Source organism: Streptomyces sp. Act143 (genome assembly GCF_003143935.1).
Lineage (GTDB): Bacteria > Actinomycetota > Actinomycetes > Streptomycetales > Streptomycetaceae > Streptomyces.
In genome coordinates this window covers 5,312,724-5,328,104 of sequence record NZ_QFRX01000001.1, presented here as the reverse complement: position 1 = coordinate 5,328,104, position 15,381 = coordinate 5,312,724, and the positions used below count along the sequence as shown (strand labels likewise).

At 67.8% G+C, this 15,381-nt stretch carries 12 protein-coding genes and 1 pseudogene; 8 read left to right on the top strand and 5 right to left on the bottom strand.

Going from position 1 to position 15,381, the window contains the following annotated elements:
* The first annotated feature begins 133 nt into the window (after positions 1 to 133).
* Positions 134 to 874 carry a GAF and ANTAR domain-containing protein gene (locus tag DI272_RS24105; protein WP_109497366.1) on the top strand — a complete coding sequence of 247 codons (741 nt, stop codon included), beginning with the start codon at positions 134 to 136 and terminating at the stop codon, positions 872 to 874.
* 50 nt (positions 875 to 924) lie between these two features.
* On the top strand, positions 925 to 1,653 hold the full coding sequence (locus DI272_RS24100) for an ANTAR domain-containing protein (RefSeq protein ID WP_109497365.1): 729 nt from the start codon (positions 925 to 927) through the stop codon (positions 1,651 to 1,653).
* Positions 1,654 to 1,918: 265 nt separating this feature from the next.
* On the opposite strand, the gene DI272_RS24095 is transcribed toward DI272_RS24100, so the two are convergent.
* Positions 1,919 to 2,335: an ATP-binding protein gene (locus tag DI272_RS24095; protein ID WP_109497364.1), complete on the bottom strand. Its 417-nt coding sequence runs from the start codon at positions 2,333 to 2,335 to the stop codon at positions 1,919 to 1,921.
* A gap of 550 nt (positions 2,336 to 2,885) precedes the next feature.
* On the opposite strand from DI272_RS24095, the gene DI272_RS24090 reads away from it, so the two are divergent.
* Entirely contained in the window at positions 2,886 to 3,230 is a 345-nt protein-coding gene (locus DI272_RS24090; protein WP_109497363.1) for a MerR family transcriptional regulator, read from the top strand.
* Positions 3,231 to 3,699: 469 nt separating this feature from the next.
* Here the strand turns inward: DI272_RS24090 and DI272_RS24085 are convergent, their stop codons facing one another.
* The 3 genes from DI272_RS24085 to DI272_RS24080 all read right to left on the bottom strand — a co-directional run bounded on the left by DI272_RS24085 (position 3,700) and on the right by DI272_RS24080 (position 8,892).
* A complete protein-coding gene (locus tag DI272_RS24085; protein ID WP_146238384.1) occupies positions 3,700 to 6,345 on the bottom strand; it encodes a SpoIIE family protein phosphatase in 2,646 nt (881 codons plus the stop codon).
* A gap of 960 nt (positions 6,346 to 7,305) precedes the next feature.
* Positions 7,306 to 7,575, bottom strand: coding sequence for a hypothetical protein (locus DI272_RS44620; protein WP_181387306.1), 270 nt, complete (start codon positions 7,573 to 7,575; stop codon positions 7,306 to 7,308).
* Positions 7,576 to 7,965: 390 nt separating this feature from the next.
* Entirely contained in the window at positions 7,966 to 8,892 is a 927-nt protein-coding gene (locus DI272_RS24080) for a tyrosine-type recombinase/integrase (RefSeq protein ID WP_258314647.1), read from the bottom strand.
* Between DI272_RS24080 and DI272_RS24075 the strand changes: the two are divergent.
* From DI272_RS24075 to DI272_RS24055, 5 genes and pseudogenes are all read left to right on the top strand, one after another.
* Positions 8,869 to 9,054, top strand: a pseudogene (locus tag DI272_RS24075) (IS256 family transposase); the annotation flags it as partial. The gene DI272_RS24080 and the pseudogene DI272_RS24075 sit on opposite strands and share 24 nt — an antisense overlap.
* Positions 9,055 to 9,547: 493 nt before the next feature.
* A complete protein-coding gene (locus DI272_RS24070; RefSeq protein WP_109497361.1) occupies positions 9,548 to 11,326 on the top strand; it encodes a DUF262 domain-containing protein in 1,779 nt (592 codons plus the stop codon).
* Positions 11,327 to 12,109: 783 nt separating this feature from the next.
* Positions 12,110 to 12,550 (top strand): DUF6153 family protein, encoded by a 441-nt coding sequence (locus DI272_RS24065; protein ID WP_181387305.1) that lies wholly within the window; start codon positions 12,110 to 12,112, stop codon positions 12,548 to 12,550.
* 106 nt (positions 12,551 to 12,656) lie between these two features.
* Positions 12,657 to 13,289, top strand: coding sequence for a DUF305 domain-containing protein (locus DI272_RS24060; protein WP_109497360.1), 633 nt, complete (start codon positions 12,657 to 12,659; stop codon positions 13,287 to 13,289).
* 88 nt (positions 13,290 to 13,377) lie between these two features.
* Complete coding sequence (locus DI272_RS24055) at positions 13,378 to 14,259, top strand: F510_1955 family glycosylhydrolase (RefSeq protein WP_109497359.1); 882 nt, start codon at positions 13,378 to 13,380, stop codon at positions 14,257 to 14,259.
* A 16-nt stretch (positions 14,260 to 14,275) separates the two neighbouring features.
* Here the strand turns inward: DI272_RS24055 and DI272_RS24050 are convergent, their stop codons facing one another.
* Complete coding sequence (locus DI272_RS24050) at positions 14,276 to 15,106, bottom strand: hypothetical protein (RefSeq protein ID WP_109497358.1); 831 nt, start codon at positions 15,104 to 15,106, stop codon at positions 14,276 to 14,278.
* Positions 15,107 to 15,381 lie beyond the last annotated feature (275 nt).

Here is a 15,381-nt window from a genome sequence, read left to right as displayed (position 1 = left end):
TGAAGTGGCGGCCGAAAAGCTTTCCCCAGAGCTGCACGGGTCGGCTACCAGTGGGCAGGGTTCGCCCATGACCCACGAGCGCCGGTGGCCGGTCGAACGGCTGGCGGCCCACCCCGAATCGAGGTGAACCCCCATGTCAGAGCAGTCACGTGAGGAACGGCTGGCCGCCGCGTTCGTCGAGCTGGCCGACACCCTGGTAGGCGACTTCGACATCATCGCGTTTCTGCACACCCTCGCCGACCACTGTGTCGACCTGCTCGACGTCACCGCCGCCGGCGTCATGCTGGCCACCCCCGACGGCGACATCCTCGACGCCTCCGCCTCCGACGAACGCACCCGTGCGCTGGAGACCGACAGCCTCGACTGGGGCGAAGGCCCCTGCCTGGACTGCTACCGCAGCGGCAATCCGGTCCCCGACACCCCCTTGAGTCACCCCCAGGCCCACGTCAAGTGGCCACGCTTCGCCCACAGGGCCCAGGAGCTGGGCTTCGTCTCGGTCGCCGCGGCACCCATGCGGCTGCGTGAACAGACCATCGGCTCGCTCAACCTCTTCCGGGAGGAGCCAGGCCACCTGGAACCCGCTCAGATGCGCCTTGGCCAAGCGCTGGCTGACGTCGCGACCATCGGCATCCTGCAGCAGCGCGCCGTTCACGAACACGCCACCGTGACCAGCCAGCTGCAGACCGCCCTCGACTCCCGGATCATCATCGAACAGGCCAAGGGCGCCCTCGCCCACATGCACGGGATCAACGCGGAGGAAGCCTTCCACCAGTTGCGCCGGTACGCCCGCCACCACCGGCGGCGGCTGACCGACGTCGCCCGGGAAGTGATGGACGGTGGCATCGACGTACGTCTGCCCGCGCAGGACCAGTGACCACCGCACGAGGCACGCCGAGCACCGGCGCGGGGAAGAGGGGAGGAACCATGGTCAGCCGGCAAATGGCTCTGCTCCTGCACGACCTCACCACCGAGCGTGAGCCGGGTCTGCCCGTATCTCCCGTCTTGTTGCGGGCCTGCGCCAGTGTGCTGGGCCTGGACGGCCTCGCCGTGTCCGTCGCCCGGCCGGGCGACTCCACCGAACTGCTGCGGCACACCGGAGCCCGTGCGGCTCAGCTGGAGGACATCCAGTTCACCCAAGGCCAGGGCCCAGGGCCGGAGGCCGCACGCACCGGCCTGCCGGTCGCCGAACCCGACCTGAGCACGAACCACTCCGGGCGCTGGCCCGGCCTCGTTCCCGAACTCCTCGGCCTCGGCGTCCGCGCCGTCTTCGCCTACCCGCTGGCTCTGGGCACCGTCCGCCTGGGCGTCCTCACCGGCTACCGCACCATGGCCGGCGCCCTCTCCGTCGAGCAGGACGTGGACGCCCGCGCCCTGGCGCAGATTCTGACGCTGATGCTGCTCGACCAAGCCTCCTCCCCGAAGGACCCCTCCGCCTGGCTGACCGAGACCAGCCACCTGCACCGCGCCGAGGTCCACCAGGCCACCGGCATGGTGGCCGTGCAGCTCAGCGTCAGCCCCGCCGAGGCCCTCATCCGCATCCGCGCCCACGCCTTCCACACCGGTCGGCCGCTGCTGGAGACCGCCCGCGCCATCCTCGCCCGCGAGCTGCTCCTGCCCCTCAACCACCCGCCTGCGGGCGACCACCGGCCCTGAAAACAGCGCCACGTACCCGTGCCGCCCCCGGCGCCCGACACGGGAAGGCGGAGACCCGCCCGGCGCGTGCTCCCCGCCGTGTCGGGAAGAGCACCGCGCCGCGGATACTCACGCCAACACCCCCGACCGCAGCCCCGCGGACACCACGGTCACCACTGAGAGAGCCGTTTCCGGGCACCGTACCGACCCGACATCCGCCGTGGGCGGGGGCTGCCGTCACTTCAGCCTCAGTGGCCGCACGGCTGACCGACGGCTCTCAGTGTGTCTACCGGGGGAGGCGGGCGTGAACGGTCTTCCTCCGCCCTGGGCCCCGGGTGACGGCTGTCTCGCAGAGGCGGCGCACCATGGGCCAGCCGAACCCTCCGGTGCCGCCGTCGAGGTCGGGGGCGCGTTCGTGCGGGGGTTCGGAGCTGAGGTCGCTGACGGCGACGGCCACGGCGTCGGGGGTGGCCCCGAGCTCAAGGGTGTACCGGCCGCCGCCGTGGCGCAGGGCGTTGGTGGTGAGCTCGGACACCACCAGGGCGAGGGTCTGTGCCGTCTGCGGGGCCGGGGCCGGCTCCAGGCTGTCGATGAAGTCGCGAGCCGCGGCGCGGGCCCGCGCTATGTCGGCGGGGCCGTCGCCGTGCACCACTACCTGAGCTGCGGCCGAGGCCGTCGTGCGAGCCATCTCCAGGTCGGTCATGCGCTGCACCCCGCTTCGCTCGGTTGTACCGCCGGGTTCAGCGTCTGCCCGCCGCGCCCGAACCCAACCAGGCGCATCACTCTTATGAGGGTATTCGGAGCAGAAGTCATGACAGCGTCGAGGAAGAAAAACTATCGCACTGACGATAGACATTCGTCTTCCGTGGAGCTATCGTCGTGTCGTACCCAGAAAGTCGAAGCAAGCGCGGCAGACATGAACTGCACGCGATCAGGTCTAGAAGGACACGGCCCTAGGGGTCGTGCGCAGTACCCGCGATATCCAGCAGCACAAGCAAGTAACTGAAGGTGAGGAGCAGAGCGCCATCAGGATCGCCCGGGCGAGGAGTGCGTCGGCCCGGGTACCGCAAGACCCCGGATTGGAAGGTGGTCCCCGGTCACGCATCCGCGATCCCCGCAGCCCGCCCCTCCCGGGCAGACGTTGCGGACATAGAAGGCCGACATGATCGGCATGTAGATGGTGTGGAAAGCTCGGGGCCCGGGCGCCAGTACGGCGTTCCGGGCCCCCCGACATGTCCCGGAAGAAGAGGTCTATGCCCCCTGCCCGTACCCGCCCCGTCGACAATCTCGACGATGACGACTACCCCGCCTACACCATGGGCCGGGCCGCCGAGATGCTCGGCGTCACCCCCGCTTTCCTGCGTGCGCTGGGCGAGCACCGCCTGATCACCCCTTTGCGCTCTGACGGTGGCCACCGCCGCTATTCCCGCTACCAGCTGCGCATCGCCGCCCGCGCCCGCGAACTCGTCGACCAGGGCACCCCCATCGAGGCCGCCTGCCGGATCGTCATCCTCGAAGACCAGCTCGAAGAAGCTCAGCGGATCAACGATGAGCTGCGGGCCCAAGGGGGCCGGTCGCAGTCGAACATGTCGGTCTGACACAGGGCACTGGGCCCGAACGCCGGCTGTGGAGCAGACCAGAAGGCCCCTCATCGCACCGCCGTCTCCAGCAGACCGCCCACGCCGTATGCCGAGCCATTGCGGGTTCTCGCTGACCGCGCGGCTCAGGCCCTGGGAGCCAGGGCCGTCGTCACTGCTGCGGAAACCGTGTCCGGTGGCTGAGTGCCGCCGTGTTGTGGGGCGAGTTCGACGAGGGCGCGCAGCGTTAGGGGGCTTCCATCGGATGCCGCAGGGGGTCATCAGAGTTCAAGGGCATAGCTGATCCGCTGGCAGGTGACGGCGATGTCCCGCAGCAGAGCGGCTGGATCTTGCGCAATGGTTCGTACCATCCGCGCGTGACTTGTCAGAAAAATTTACCGCTGGTCCCAGCGGTTTGTCGCCTCGGCAGCCATCCCTGGGCCTTCCGTGAACGGAGACTTCGAGGGGCGATCGACGATACCGGAATTCCTTATCGCTCATCGTGGTGAGTACGAGTGTGCCCGGGGTGTGGGCCTGTGCGGCGCAGGGTGCACCAGGCGGTCTTGCCACCGGGGTGGGGGCTGGTGCCCCACTGGTCGGCGAGAGCGGACAGAAGGGTGAGGCCACGGCCGCTCTCGTCGTCCGGAGCGGCGTCCCGGGGCTGGGGCCGGGTGGCGTCCTGATCGCTGACATGCAGGGTGAGAGTGGCCTCGGTGGTACTGAGGGTGAGGGTCATCGGGCCCTGGGCATGGCGGACGGAGTTGGTGAGCAGTTCGCTGGCGAGCAGGCAACAGATGTCGATGAGCTGGTCGGGACAGCCCCAGTCGCGGAGCGTGGAGGTGACGAAGCGGCGGCCCTCGGCGACGGATTGGGGGCGGGCGTCCAGGATGAGGTGTGCGGTGTCGTCCGCCGGCAGATGAAGCAGGAGCAGGGTGACGTCGTCATCGTGGGCGGCGGGGTCCGGAATGAGGGTGCCCAGGATGTGGTCGGCGGCCTGTTCGAGGCAGGTGGGGCCGTTCTTGAGGGCTATGCGCAGGGTGTCGGCCAGGTGGTCGATCTGGGTGTCGAGGTCGGTGCCGGGGCGTTCGATGAGTCCGTCGGTGTAGAGGGCGAGGGTGGCGCCGGCAGGCAGCGGGATGCGGGTCTGGTGGTGGGGGATGCCGCCGATGCCGAGGGGCACGCTGACGGGTGCGTCGATGCGGTGGGGTGGCCGGCCGGGGGTGGCGGCCAGCAGGGGAAGGTGGCCTGCGGAGCAGAGCGTGATCTCGCGGGCGATGTGGTCGATGACGAGGTAGCAGCAGGTGACGAGCTGGTTGTCGAGGTCGGCGACGAAGGCGTCCAGGCCGGTGATCAGGTCGACGGGTTCAGTGCCGGTGCGGGCCAGGGCGTGGGCGGCAGCGCGCAGCTGGCCCATGACGGCGGCGGCATCGATGCCGCGACCCATGACGTCGCCGATGACGACGCCGGTGTGATCGGCGTCCAGGGCGATGATGTCGAACCAGTCGCCGCCGACCCCGGCGTCCTGGGCCGAGGCCACGTAACGGCGGGCAGTGGGCAGATGGGGTAACTGCGGTGGTTCGCCCATCAGGCTGCGCTGGAGGGTATAGGCGATGCGACGCTGCTGCTCGTAGCGCGCCGCGCGGTCGGCCTCGGCCCGCCGCCGGTCGGTGATGTCACGGACCGTGACGACCACCAGCACCTGCTCTTCTTCCTGCAAGGCGCTGAGGCTGACCTCGGCCGGGAAGGCCCCGCCGTCGCCGCGCACGGCCCACAGGTCGGTGTCGAAACTTGTCGGCCTGCGAGGCAGACGGTGCAGGTAGGCCCGCAGCAGAGCGGCCTGGTGTCGGCGGCGGTCCACGGGGGCCAACTGGGCGAGGTCGCTGCCTATCAGGGGACGGCGGGGGTTGCCGAACAGGTGCTTGGCCTGGTCGTTGACCATGACGATGATGCCGTGACGGTCGGTGATGACGGTGGCCTCGGGAGCGGACTCCAGCAACGCGGAGAACAGTCGGCGGGCCCGCTCTGTCTCCCGCTGCGCCGCGGCCTTCTCGGTGACATCGGTGGCCACACCGCACACCGCGACCGGCCCGCCCTCGTCATCGGGCAGGGCGAACAGGGTGGTCAGATAGGAGTGTTCGACCCCGCCCACGGGGAGGATGTCCTCACGCTGGCGGGATACGCCGTCGGCCAGCACCCGACGCTGGTCGGCCCAGACCCGGCGGGCGAGCGGCCCGGGCAGCACGTCCTCGGCGCGACGCCCCACGACCTGCTCGCGGCTCTTGCCCGTGCACTGCTCGAAGCCGCTGTTGACGTTCAGGTAGCGTCCCCGGCGGTCCTTGACGAAGATCATCGCCGGGGTGTGGTCCATGAACGCCTGCAGCCACCGGTGCCGACGCAACTGCGACTCGGCACGGTCGCGGGCGACTTCCGCACGCTGTCCGGTGCCCAGCGCGATGAACGTCAGCACCAGGAAGACCAGGACGTGCCCGCACACCAGCAGCGCCACCCCCATCCGGGTCCCGTACCAGCCGGCGTCCTGCCCGGCCAGCGTCAACCGGCCCAGTACCGGCGGCACGAACACGACGGTGGCCACCATCCGGCGGCCCAGCACCCCGGTGGTACCCGAATTGACCAGCAGCCCGGCCAGCCCCTCCCGCGGCCGGATCAGGAATGCCGCACCGCCCAACAGCACCAGGGCCAGCGCGGTGTGCAGGGCCATCCCGGTGTACTCACGCGGTGCGCCCAGATCCGGCACACCGAAGGCGAAACCGTACAGACGCAGCATGCCCAGCAACACCACAGCCAGGGCCGCGAGCTGCCCCGCCCAGGCTCCCCGCCGCCGCGGTCGGGGGGTGAGAGCGGCCAGCCCTGTCAGGGTCAGCGCCAGCGCCGTGTTCGGTGCCATCCGTCCCGGCGCCACCGTGTGCGGTGGTCGGGCCGTGTCGCGAAACAGGAGCTGATCGACACCCAGATCCATTCCGGCGGCGTACTCGAACAAGGTGAGTGCGCCGATCCCGGCCGCACCTGCGGCCCCGGCCCGCGCCGCCGTGAGAGTGCGGGGCGAAACCGCCCGCGACAGCCTGATCATCAGTGCTCCCGCCCCGAACAGCAGAGCGACCGCGGTGTTCGGTTTCATGGAGGAACTCTGTCCCGGGAGCACGCTCTTGAGCGCCTCGCTGCCGAGCACCCACCCCGCCAGACCGGTCACCGCCAGAGCCCCAGCGAGCAGCGCTGCCCCCCGCCCTGCCCTCAGTCCGGCTTCGACGGTCCAGGCCCGAAAGGGCATGTCCTCCTCTTCCAACGGCTCCGCCGCACCGCCGTGCGGCCGACGCGCCGGCCTCAGCTCGCCCGCCTGCCCGGATCCGCCGCGCTGCTCCCGTCCCGTCACTGCCACACCACCGCGCACTACCGCATAGATCCGCCGCGCCGTTCCGCCCGAACGACCGCACCGGGAAGACGGTCCGCATGACCGGCCAGGACGGCCGGTCATGACCGCCCAAACTAGCCCGCCCCCGGAACGCCGGGCGGGCCCACCAACGAACCGGTCGAAAACTCCCCAATACCGGGCGGCAGCGACAGCCGGACGCGTCGCAACTCCGCACGTCCGATCCAGATGCATGCCACAGGCAGTTGCCATCGCATGACAGACCCTCAGCAACGGCCGCCAGGCCGTCGGCAATGTTCCACGGACGGCGGCCGGCACGTGATCACCGTCGTCGCGACGCCCGGAGCCAGCGCCGCGACGACGGCCTGCCTACGTCCTGTACGGCGCGGCAGCACCCGCGGGCGGAGCGGACAACCATGGTCAACAGCAGCGCAGTCCGACCCGCGCGAGCGTTGTCGTCCGGCCCGATTGCGGGCGTCGGGGGGCGCCGGGCCCGCTTCGTACGACTCCGCCGCAACGCCCGCTCGGGGGACGGATTCAGCAGGACCTGCACCGGCATCGGGCGCTGATGCGTCAAGTCGTCTGCGGGACATGACTGTTCTCCGAGGCGAGAGGACGTGACGGACGGCGACCGCCCTGCACGCGTCGCTGTTCACCAGCGACACCACCGCCCTGCACGCGCTCACGCCAACTTCGTTCGCCTCCACTTCCTCACCGACTGGGTGCCATGGACTGATAGGCCAGTTCCGGGGTGCCGACCTCGGGGTGTTCGATCCGCTGGGTGCCGCCGTGGTGTGTGCGTACGTCGTGGGTGGCCCGCATAGTGCGGAACTCGCCGCTGAGAGCGCACAGTTCGCCGACGAGTTCGCGCGGATTGACCGCTCGATCTTGATGTGTGCCGCAGCCGGACCACCGAGCGCGTCCTGCAAGATGCCGTGCTCGCCCTCCGGGCTGATCAGGAACGGCTGCCCTTCCGCGCATGAACCCAGGCTGACGGGCCGGACATAGGCATCCAAGTCAATGTGCTCCTGCAACGGCGCCCCTTCCCGCCGCCAGTCGTTTCCGCCACCGGCCAGCGGTCAGACGCCCGAAAGGGCTGCCCGCGCCTCCGAGCGAACCGCGTGCCCATAGCGTGCCCATAAGACCGGCGAACCACGGTCAACACCGGTGCCATCCAGTTCGCTCAGCCGACACGCCAGAGCACATACGCCCAGGTCAGAAGTCCTTCGCCTCCGCAAGCGCCGTCGCTTCCCAAGCTGAGAGCGCGAGTTCGATTCTCGTCACCCGCTCCATGTGAAACCCCCAGGCCATGGGCCCGGGGGTTCTTTGTTGTCTAGACCGGTGCGAGGGGTGCGCACCACAAGCGCACCATTAGCCCTCGGCGACCTCCTCGCTGTGGTGCGCGGGATGGTTCTTGTGGTGCTTCGCACGCTCGGCGCGGACCAGGTCGTCGAGTCCGGCGGCCACCTCGCGCTGACGCTCCTCGTCGGAGTGCTGATAGATCAGCGCGGCCTTCTCCGAGGACTGCCCGGCGCGAACCATCGTGTCCTTGAGGGTCGCACCCGAGCGAGTCGAGAGGGTGTGGCCGGTGTGGCGAAGATCGTAGAAGCGGAAGCCGTCCGGAAGGTCGGCAGCGATACGGGCGCGCCGCCACTTCCGGCCGAACGACGTGCGCCGAAAGGGCGCTCCCTTCTCCCCGACGAAGACGAGCCCGTCGGGTCCCTTCTCGGCGAACCAGGCGAGGTGCTGTTTCACCTCCTTGTGAAGGAACGGCGGGAGGACGACGACACGGACGCCCGCCTCGGACTTGGTCTCGCCGGGAGCCCGCTTGCCGTTGGTCCGCTCAGGCTCAGCGACACGGACTCGGATCACGAGGTTGTCGACGTCGACGTCCCGGCGGCGGAGGCCAGCCAGCTCCTCGGGGCGCATCGGACCGTACGCGCCGAGGTAGACCATGAGGCGCCAGCGGATGCCGATCGCTTCGGCGAGAGCGTCGACCTGGGCGACGGTGGCGATACGACGTTCGGCGGCTGACTCCTTGCCCGCGCCCTTGATTCGGCACGGGTTGCGACTGATCAGGTCGTCGTCGACCGCTGTCTCCAGGATGCCCTTGAGGAGGCGGTACGCCTTAGCGATGGTCGTCTTGGCTTTGGTGGTGCGGAGTCGTTCGGCGCGCCATTCGCGAACACGGGGCACGGTGATCTCGTCCAGGTCGAGGTCACCGAAGGCCGGGAGGATGTGGAGCCGCAGGAGATCTTCGTAGAGGTCGACGGAAAGGCGGTTCGGGCCCGCGGGCACTTCCCCTCGGAGGCCGCCGCGTTGAAGTGCGTCTGCATGGCGCTGATGAGCCTGGACCCGACGGGCAAGGGCCGGCGCCGCTGGACGATGCGCTGGAAGGCACCCCTGAACGCCTTCCAGATCGCCTTCGATGGCCGCCTGACCCCCACCGACCAGCGATAACTCAACAACCAAGATCAGCTGTTAACTTGACACACCCCTCTTACGCTCCGAGCCCTGCACGGTCACGATCACCCAGGACCAGACCCGCATCACCTGGACGATCCGACCAGCGATCTTCCTACCACTCGCCCACCGCCAGGGCACCGAACTCCCAGCCTGCGCACACGACTTCAAGCCCCACACGCCCGACTGAGTTACAACTTTCTCTACTAGTTCAAGGCGGCTCGCTCCGCTCCCCGCGCGCTGCCCGGCCCCCGGCCGGGCCTGCGCTCCTGTCTCCGCCCCGCTCCAGCCCGGCCGGCGCCCGTGCCGCGCTCATGGCAATCAGTCGCCTGATGCCAGAGAAGGGGTATGTCGAGGCTGGGGCGGTCGACTCCATCAAGCATACTCCTACAAATTCCGACAAGATCCAACACCTACCTCTTGATCGATGAGCAGTAGGTAGAAATTGCACCTAACGTGTTACCAGAGTTGACCGGCAGGAGGCCCATCAATGTCCATTACCCCCCGAGGAATGTCGATCCAAGAAGCCTACAGCCTTTATCGAGGTGAAAAGCTTATCGTGAATCGCAACTATCAAAGAAAACTCGTCTGGGGGGTAGATGAAAAGGTCCACTTGATTGACAGCATCTTAAAGGGCTTCCCGATCCCGCTGTTTCTCTTTGCCGAAACAGCGGACGGCGACTTTGAAATCATCGATGGCATGCAGCGGCTAGATGCGATCTTCGGGTTCATTGAACACAAGTACGCCATTCAAGAGGGTGACGCAAGACAGTTCTTCGATCTGAAAGAATTTTCGCGAGCGCGACAATTCGCAGAGGCTGGAGCATTCGAAGCCGAAACCGAAAACCCTGACCTTCTTCCAGCAAGCAAGTGCGCCGACTTGCTTGATTACCAGCTAGCGGTAACCATCTTCGATTCGAAAGAGGAAACGCAAGTCACCGAAGTATTCCGGCGCATCAACTCAGGAGGCCGCCAACTTAGCGCGCAGGAGAAACGGCAGGCAGGTGTCGTCAGCGACTTCGTTCGGATGGTTAGGAAGCTTGCCTCCGATTTTCGATACGACGGCTCACCCGACATACTTCCGCTCACCAAGATGCCGGTCGTCTCCATCGATTCTGCACGTGAAAGACTCGGGTATGGAATCGCGGCAGAGGAGACATTTTGGTGCAGTTTGGGCGTCCTGAATCCACGCCAGCTACAGCAAAGCGAAGATGAGCAGCTTCTAGCGGATATCTGCATTTCAGTTGTCAGGGGCAACACGTTTAGCGTCAGCTCTGATGTGCTTGATAAATATTTCGATCCAACTACCCCTGAGAGCTACTCGCTTGCCATTGACCTGAACACCTATGGCACCGAGACTCTAGCCAGCGATGTCAAGGACGTGCTTGGCGCCATGAAAACCATGGTGGAGTCCGAGCGGCCAGGCGTCAGCGGAGCCTTCCGATCGCACGTCAGCACTAGTAGCTTCACCTCCGCCAAAACTCCCTTCTATGCAATATTTATGGCGTTCTACGATCTGATGATCAGGCAACAGAAGCAGCTCGCAGACCCTAAATCCGCATTTGCTTCTATTCGAAAGGTATCCGCTAGGCTGACTCCCAGCAGAAATACAACGACCGAGCAGCAGCGCCAGGAGAATATTGACATTGTTCGCGGCCTCTTGGAGAAGCATTTCGCCAGTGCACCGCGACCAGCGCTCACTCACGGTCCCGCCATGGAGATTGAGTTCCCTAACATCATTAGGCGAGCCCCAATAGAGAGTGCGCGCTATGAATTTAAACAAGGAATAGCGTCACTGTACGGCAAACGAGAAATCAATCAGACCTTTCTCGAAAAGATGCCAAAAATCATCTCAGCCATTGCAAATGTAGGACCCGAAGCGGATGGTTACATCGTCTTCGGTGTAGCAGATACCGACAAGGATGCGGAACGAGTTGAGCAGCTTGATTCCGTCATGGCTCTTCGCATGGGACGTCAACTTCTCGTCGGCGTGGACCGAGAATGCCGAGTTCTAGGAATCCAGCTTAGCGATTACACGCGGAAAATATTGGGAGCCATTCAAGGTTCTCCTATGAGCGAGCCGCTAAAGAGTGCCGTTTTGGCAAACGTGGACACCGTTACTTATTCTGGGAGGTCATATGTGATTATTAGAATTCCAGCCCAGGCAGAGCTATCCAGCTTCGATGAAGAGTACTATGTGCGCGATGGCGAGGACCTTCGCAAAATGAAGACTAATGAGGCGCTTGCCGCGTCAAAGCGCTTCAATTAGCCAGGCGGGCAATGGGTATTAACGGGGATCAGTTCAGCAGTTCACCGAGGCCCGTGGCTGTTCCGTCGTACGAACCAAACTGAAGGCCGAAGCAAGGTCATCACGGGCAGGCCGTCGTGGCTTGCTCTCTTCGACAGCACCAGCAGCGTGGCTGAGGCCAGCGGGGGTGCAGCGAGGCACACGCGCACCTGATCGGTCGGCGCACCGCCACCGTGGCTGACTGTCGTCGGCTGAGGCTCAGACGACCCCACGGTCAGCCTCTCGCCCCAGGGTGCTTCGAGGCGTGCCAGTTGCGTGCCAGATCCTGCGGGGACTCCCGGGGAACAGTGGGGTCTCAGCCACGGACCACCAGGGACGAAACACCGCTCCGCCGCAGGTCAGTGCGGAGCCTGCCCCCGGAAGACCCGAGCTTCCCAAGCTGAGAGCGCGAGTTCGATTCTCGTCACCCGCTCCACTTCGAACCCCCAGGCCGTCGGCCCGGGGGTTGTTTTTTGTCTGGTCCAGTTCGGGGGCGGCGACCACATGGATGAGGCCGATGAGCACGGCGGTGGCGCCGGGTGCGGATGCCGGCCGTCGCACGGAATCACTCGCACCGCAATCGATGGGTTACCCATCGACACCGCGCGGCGCGGCGCGCGACACCGTCCGGTAGTGAGGAAAGGGGGCCGCGCCGTCCGGGGGTGCTTCTTCCATGGTTCCCTCACCAGCGGTGATCGCATTCCGTCGGTGCTTTCGCAGCGGTCCGCTCACCTGCGGCAGGCGGGATTCCGTAGCATGAGGGATGTGACAGCCCGTACACAGCTGCGCCGTGCGCGATCGCCCCTTGCGAGGCGGCGCGGGTTGCTGCTGCTCGGGCTGCTGGCCGGGCTGTTCGCCATGCACGTCCTCGCTCCCGCCGGAGCGGTCGCAACAGTCGGCCATGCTTCCCATCACTCCGCTCACGCCTCTCACTCCTCCGCCGCCTCGGCAGCGATGAACATGGGACCGGGTGGCGTCGAGTTCGTCTGTCCCGGTGATGACAGCGGCAGTGGCGGGCACGCGCAGCACGCCGATGCGGCATGTGCCTCCGCCGCTCTCGGCGCGGGACCGGTACTGCACGCGCCGCTGCCCGCTCCCGTCGGCCCGGCCTCTCCCGCCGACCGTCTGCTTGGTGCCTTCGCCGCCGCGTCCGAAGGCGGCCGCGCCCCGCCCACCCTGGCCGAACTGCAACTCCTGCGGATCTAGGACAAGACCGAGCCGTGCCTGCCCCGTCGTCGAGGGCGGCTACGGCACTCAGTCATGTCCCGCGCCGATCGGCGCCCCCTCCCCCGCACATCGCAGGAGAACACCCATGAACAGCACCCGTTCCCTCATCCGCCGTGCCGCGCTGGGCACCACGGCCGTGGCCGCCGCCCTCGTTCTCGCCGCGTGCGGCAGCGACGACGGCTCCTCCGACACCGGCTCCGGTACGCAGACCTCGGCCTCGGCGGGCGCCGAGGACACCGCCGGCGCCCACAACGACCAGGACGTCGACTTCGCCCAGGGCATGATTCCCCACCACCAGCAGGCCCTGCAGATGGCGAAGATGGCCAGGAGCCAGGCGTCCTCCGCCGAGGTCAAGGACCTCGCCGCCCGCATCGAGAAGGCCCAGGACCCGGAGATCGAGACGATGTCCGGATGGCTGGAGACGTGGGGCGAGGACGTGCCCTCCTCCATGCCCGGCATGGACCACGGCGACGGCTCCTCCGACATGCCCGGAATGATGGGCACCGAGGACATGGACAAGCTCATGGACGCGTCCGGCAAGGACTTCGACACCATGTTCCTGACCATGATGGTCGAGCACCACGAGGGCGCCGTGAAGATGGCGACCACGGAGAAGGACAAGGGTCAGTACGGTCCGGCCAAGAAGCTGGCCGGCGACATCATCACCGCGCAGACCGCCGAGATCGAGGAGATGAACAAGCTCCTCGGCAAGAGCTGACCCGTCCGGTCCCACCGGCGACGGGGTGTGCCCTCACATCCCGTCGCCCCCTTGCCCGTTCTCCTCGCGCCCTCCGAAAGACCTCGGTATGAAGATTCGTTCCCGCGCGGCCACCGTCGCGCCGGTGGCCCTGCTCGCCGCCGTACTGGCCGCATGCACCTCCCCAGCCGATTCGCCGTCCGGCACGGGCTCGGCGGGCAGCTCCGGCGGCCGAGCCGTCAGCCACGTCCACGGCCTGGGTGTCGACCCGGCCGACGGGCGCCTGTACGTCGCCACCCACGAAGGCGTGATCGCCGTGGCCGACGACGGCACCGCGCGGCGGGTGGGTGACAGAGCCGACTACATGGGCTTCACCGTCATCGGCCCGAAGACCTTCCTCGGCAGCGGCCACCCGGCCGAGGGCAGCGGCGGTCACGGCAACCGCGGACTGATCCGGTCCACCGATTCCGGCAGGACCTGGAAGCCTCTCTCCCTCGACGGCACCAGCGACTTCCATGCCCTGAAGTACGCGCACGGCACCGTCTACGGCTACGACAGCGCCCACGGCGTCCTGCGCGTCAGCACCGACCGCACCACCTGGGACAACCGCGCCGAGCTCGCCGCCCTGGACATCGCCGTCAGCCCGAAGGACCGTGACGTGGTGCTGGCGACCACCGAGGACGGCCTCGCCGCGAGCACCGACGGCGGCCGCACCTTCGGCGCCGGTTCCGGCCGGGTGCTCGCCTTCCTGTCCTGGCCCGCCGCCGACGCCCTGTACGGCCTCGACCTCGGCGGCGGTCTGCACCGCAGCACCGACGGCGGCACCACCTGGCAGCGGACGGGCACCGTGCCGGGCGGTCAGCCCCAGGCTCTGACCGCGGTAGACGCCCGGCGCGTCCTGGCCGCCACACAGGACGGGGTGTACGAGTCCCGCGACGGCGGCCGGACGTTCACCGAACGCCTGCCCGTGTCCTCCACCGAAGGGCACTGAGCGCACCCGTCCGCCGTCAGTGGTCGTGTCCCGCTTCGCCGTGCTCCTCGGCGGCCGGGGTGGGGTCGGTCGGCGACTCCGCGCTTTCGGAAGGGGAGGACCCGTGCTCGTGCTCGTGGTCCTTCGGGGCGTCGGTCGCCGGCCCCGTTTCGGTGGCGGGCTCCGCGCCGTGGCTGTGGCCATGGCCGTCGCCGGCGGGCTGGGCCGCCATCTCCTGGGCGATGCCCTTCAGTCCCACGAAGGCGACGGCCGCAGTAACCGCGACCACGATCCCGGCGGGGCCGGCGATGCCGCGCCACCGCGCGGGCTGGTGGCGCAGCACATAGGCGACGAAGGAGAGGGCGAGGCCGAAGGGGATGAGCATGGCCGCCCGTTCGGGGAAGTCCTCGAAGTGCTGGAGCCCGCCGCTGAGCATGCCGATGCCGAACGACAGCGCGAGCGAGGCGGCCACGACGCCGCAGACCTTCGCGGCGCCGGGGCGGCTGCGGGTGAGGACGAATTCGTTGAGGACCGTGGCGCAGAGGAAGACCGCCGCGCCTATGACGGCGATGAGGGTGTAGCGGGCCGGGTCGAGCGGGTGGTGCACGATCGCGCCGCTGATCAGGCCCGCCCCGACGAAGGTCGCCGCGTAGCCCAGGTAGTCGCCGAGCAGCGGGGCGCGCTTGGGTGCCCGGCGCCGCCCGCGTCGGCCACCGGGCCTGTTCTCGGGCGCTCCTTCCCCGCGGTGCGGTGCCGATCCGGTGCGGCCCCGGTCGGACAGGTGCCGGTCTTCCGGCCGGCGCGTCGGGTGTGAGGCGTACGGCGGTGCCGACGCGCGGTGGGCTTCGGTGACCTGGTGCTGGGACACGGGAACTGTGACACCTTTCGGCACGGGTCGGCCATGGCGCGGCGCGCTGGCGCCTGTACGGACGTACGAGGCACACGGCGCGGCACGGGCCTGCCGACCCGGAGGACGAGGAACGCGGACGCAAGGACGGTCGGCAGCCTCTCGTCGGCGGCCGGCCGGACGGGGAGCCGAGCCGGGACGCAGGAGTGGCGCCGACGCGGCTTCCCTCTCTAAGACGCCGTTTCTTTTGGTACCTGCGGGTCGTTGAATGCTTCGTGGGAGACCTGGTTGAGCGG

Excerpts from the sequence above, each read along its gene's own strand:
- DI272_RS24105 (WP_109497366.1), top strand. The coding sequence starts at position 134 with ATGTCAGAGCAGTCACGTGAGGAACGGCTGGCCGCCGCGTTCGTCGAG.
- DI272_RS24100 (WP_109497365.1), top strand. The coding sequence starts at position 925 with ATGGTCAGCCGGCAAATGGCTCTGCTCCTGCACGACCTCACCACCGAG.
- DI272_RS24095 (WP_109497364.1), bottom strand. The coding sequence starts at position 2,335 with ATGACCGACCTGGAGATGGCTCGCACGACGGCCTCGGCCGCAGCTCAG.
- DI272_RS24090 (WP_109497363.1), top strand. The coding sequence starts at position 2,886 with ATGCCCCCTGCCCGTACCCGCCCCGTCGACAATCTCGACGATGACGAC.
- DI272_RS24085 (WP_146238384.1), bottom strand. The coding sequence starts at position 6,345 with ATGAAACCGAACACCGCGGTCGCTCTGCTGTTCGGGGCGGGAGCACTG.
- DI272_RS44620 (WP_181387306.1), bottom strand. The coding sequence starts at position 7,575 with ATGCGCGGAAGGGCAGCCGTTCCTGATCAGCCCGGAGGGCGAGCACGG.
- DI272_RS24070 (WP_109497361.1), top strand. The coding sequence starts at position 9,548 with ATGTCCATTACCCCCCGAGGAATGTCGATCCAAGAAGCCTACAGCCTT.
- DI272_RS24060 (WP_109497360.1), top strand. The coding sequence starts at position 12,657 with ATGAACAGCACCCGTTCCCTCATCCGCCGTGCCGCGCTGGGCACCACG.
- DI272_RS24055 (WP_109497359.1), top strand. The coding sequence starts at position 13,378 with ATGAAGATTCGTTCCCGCGCGGCCACCGTCGCGCCGGTGGCCCTGCTC.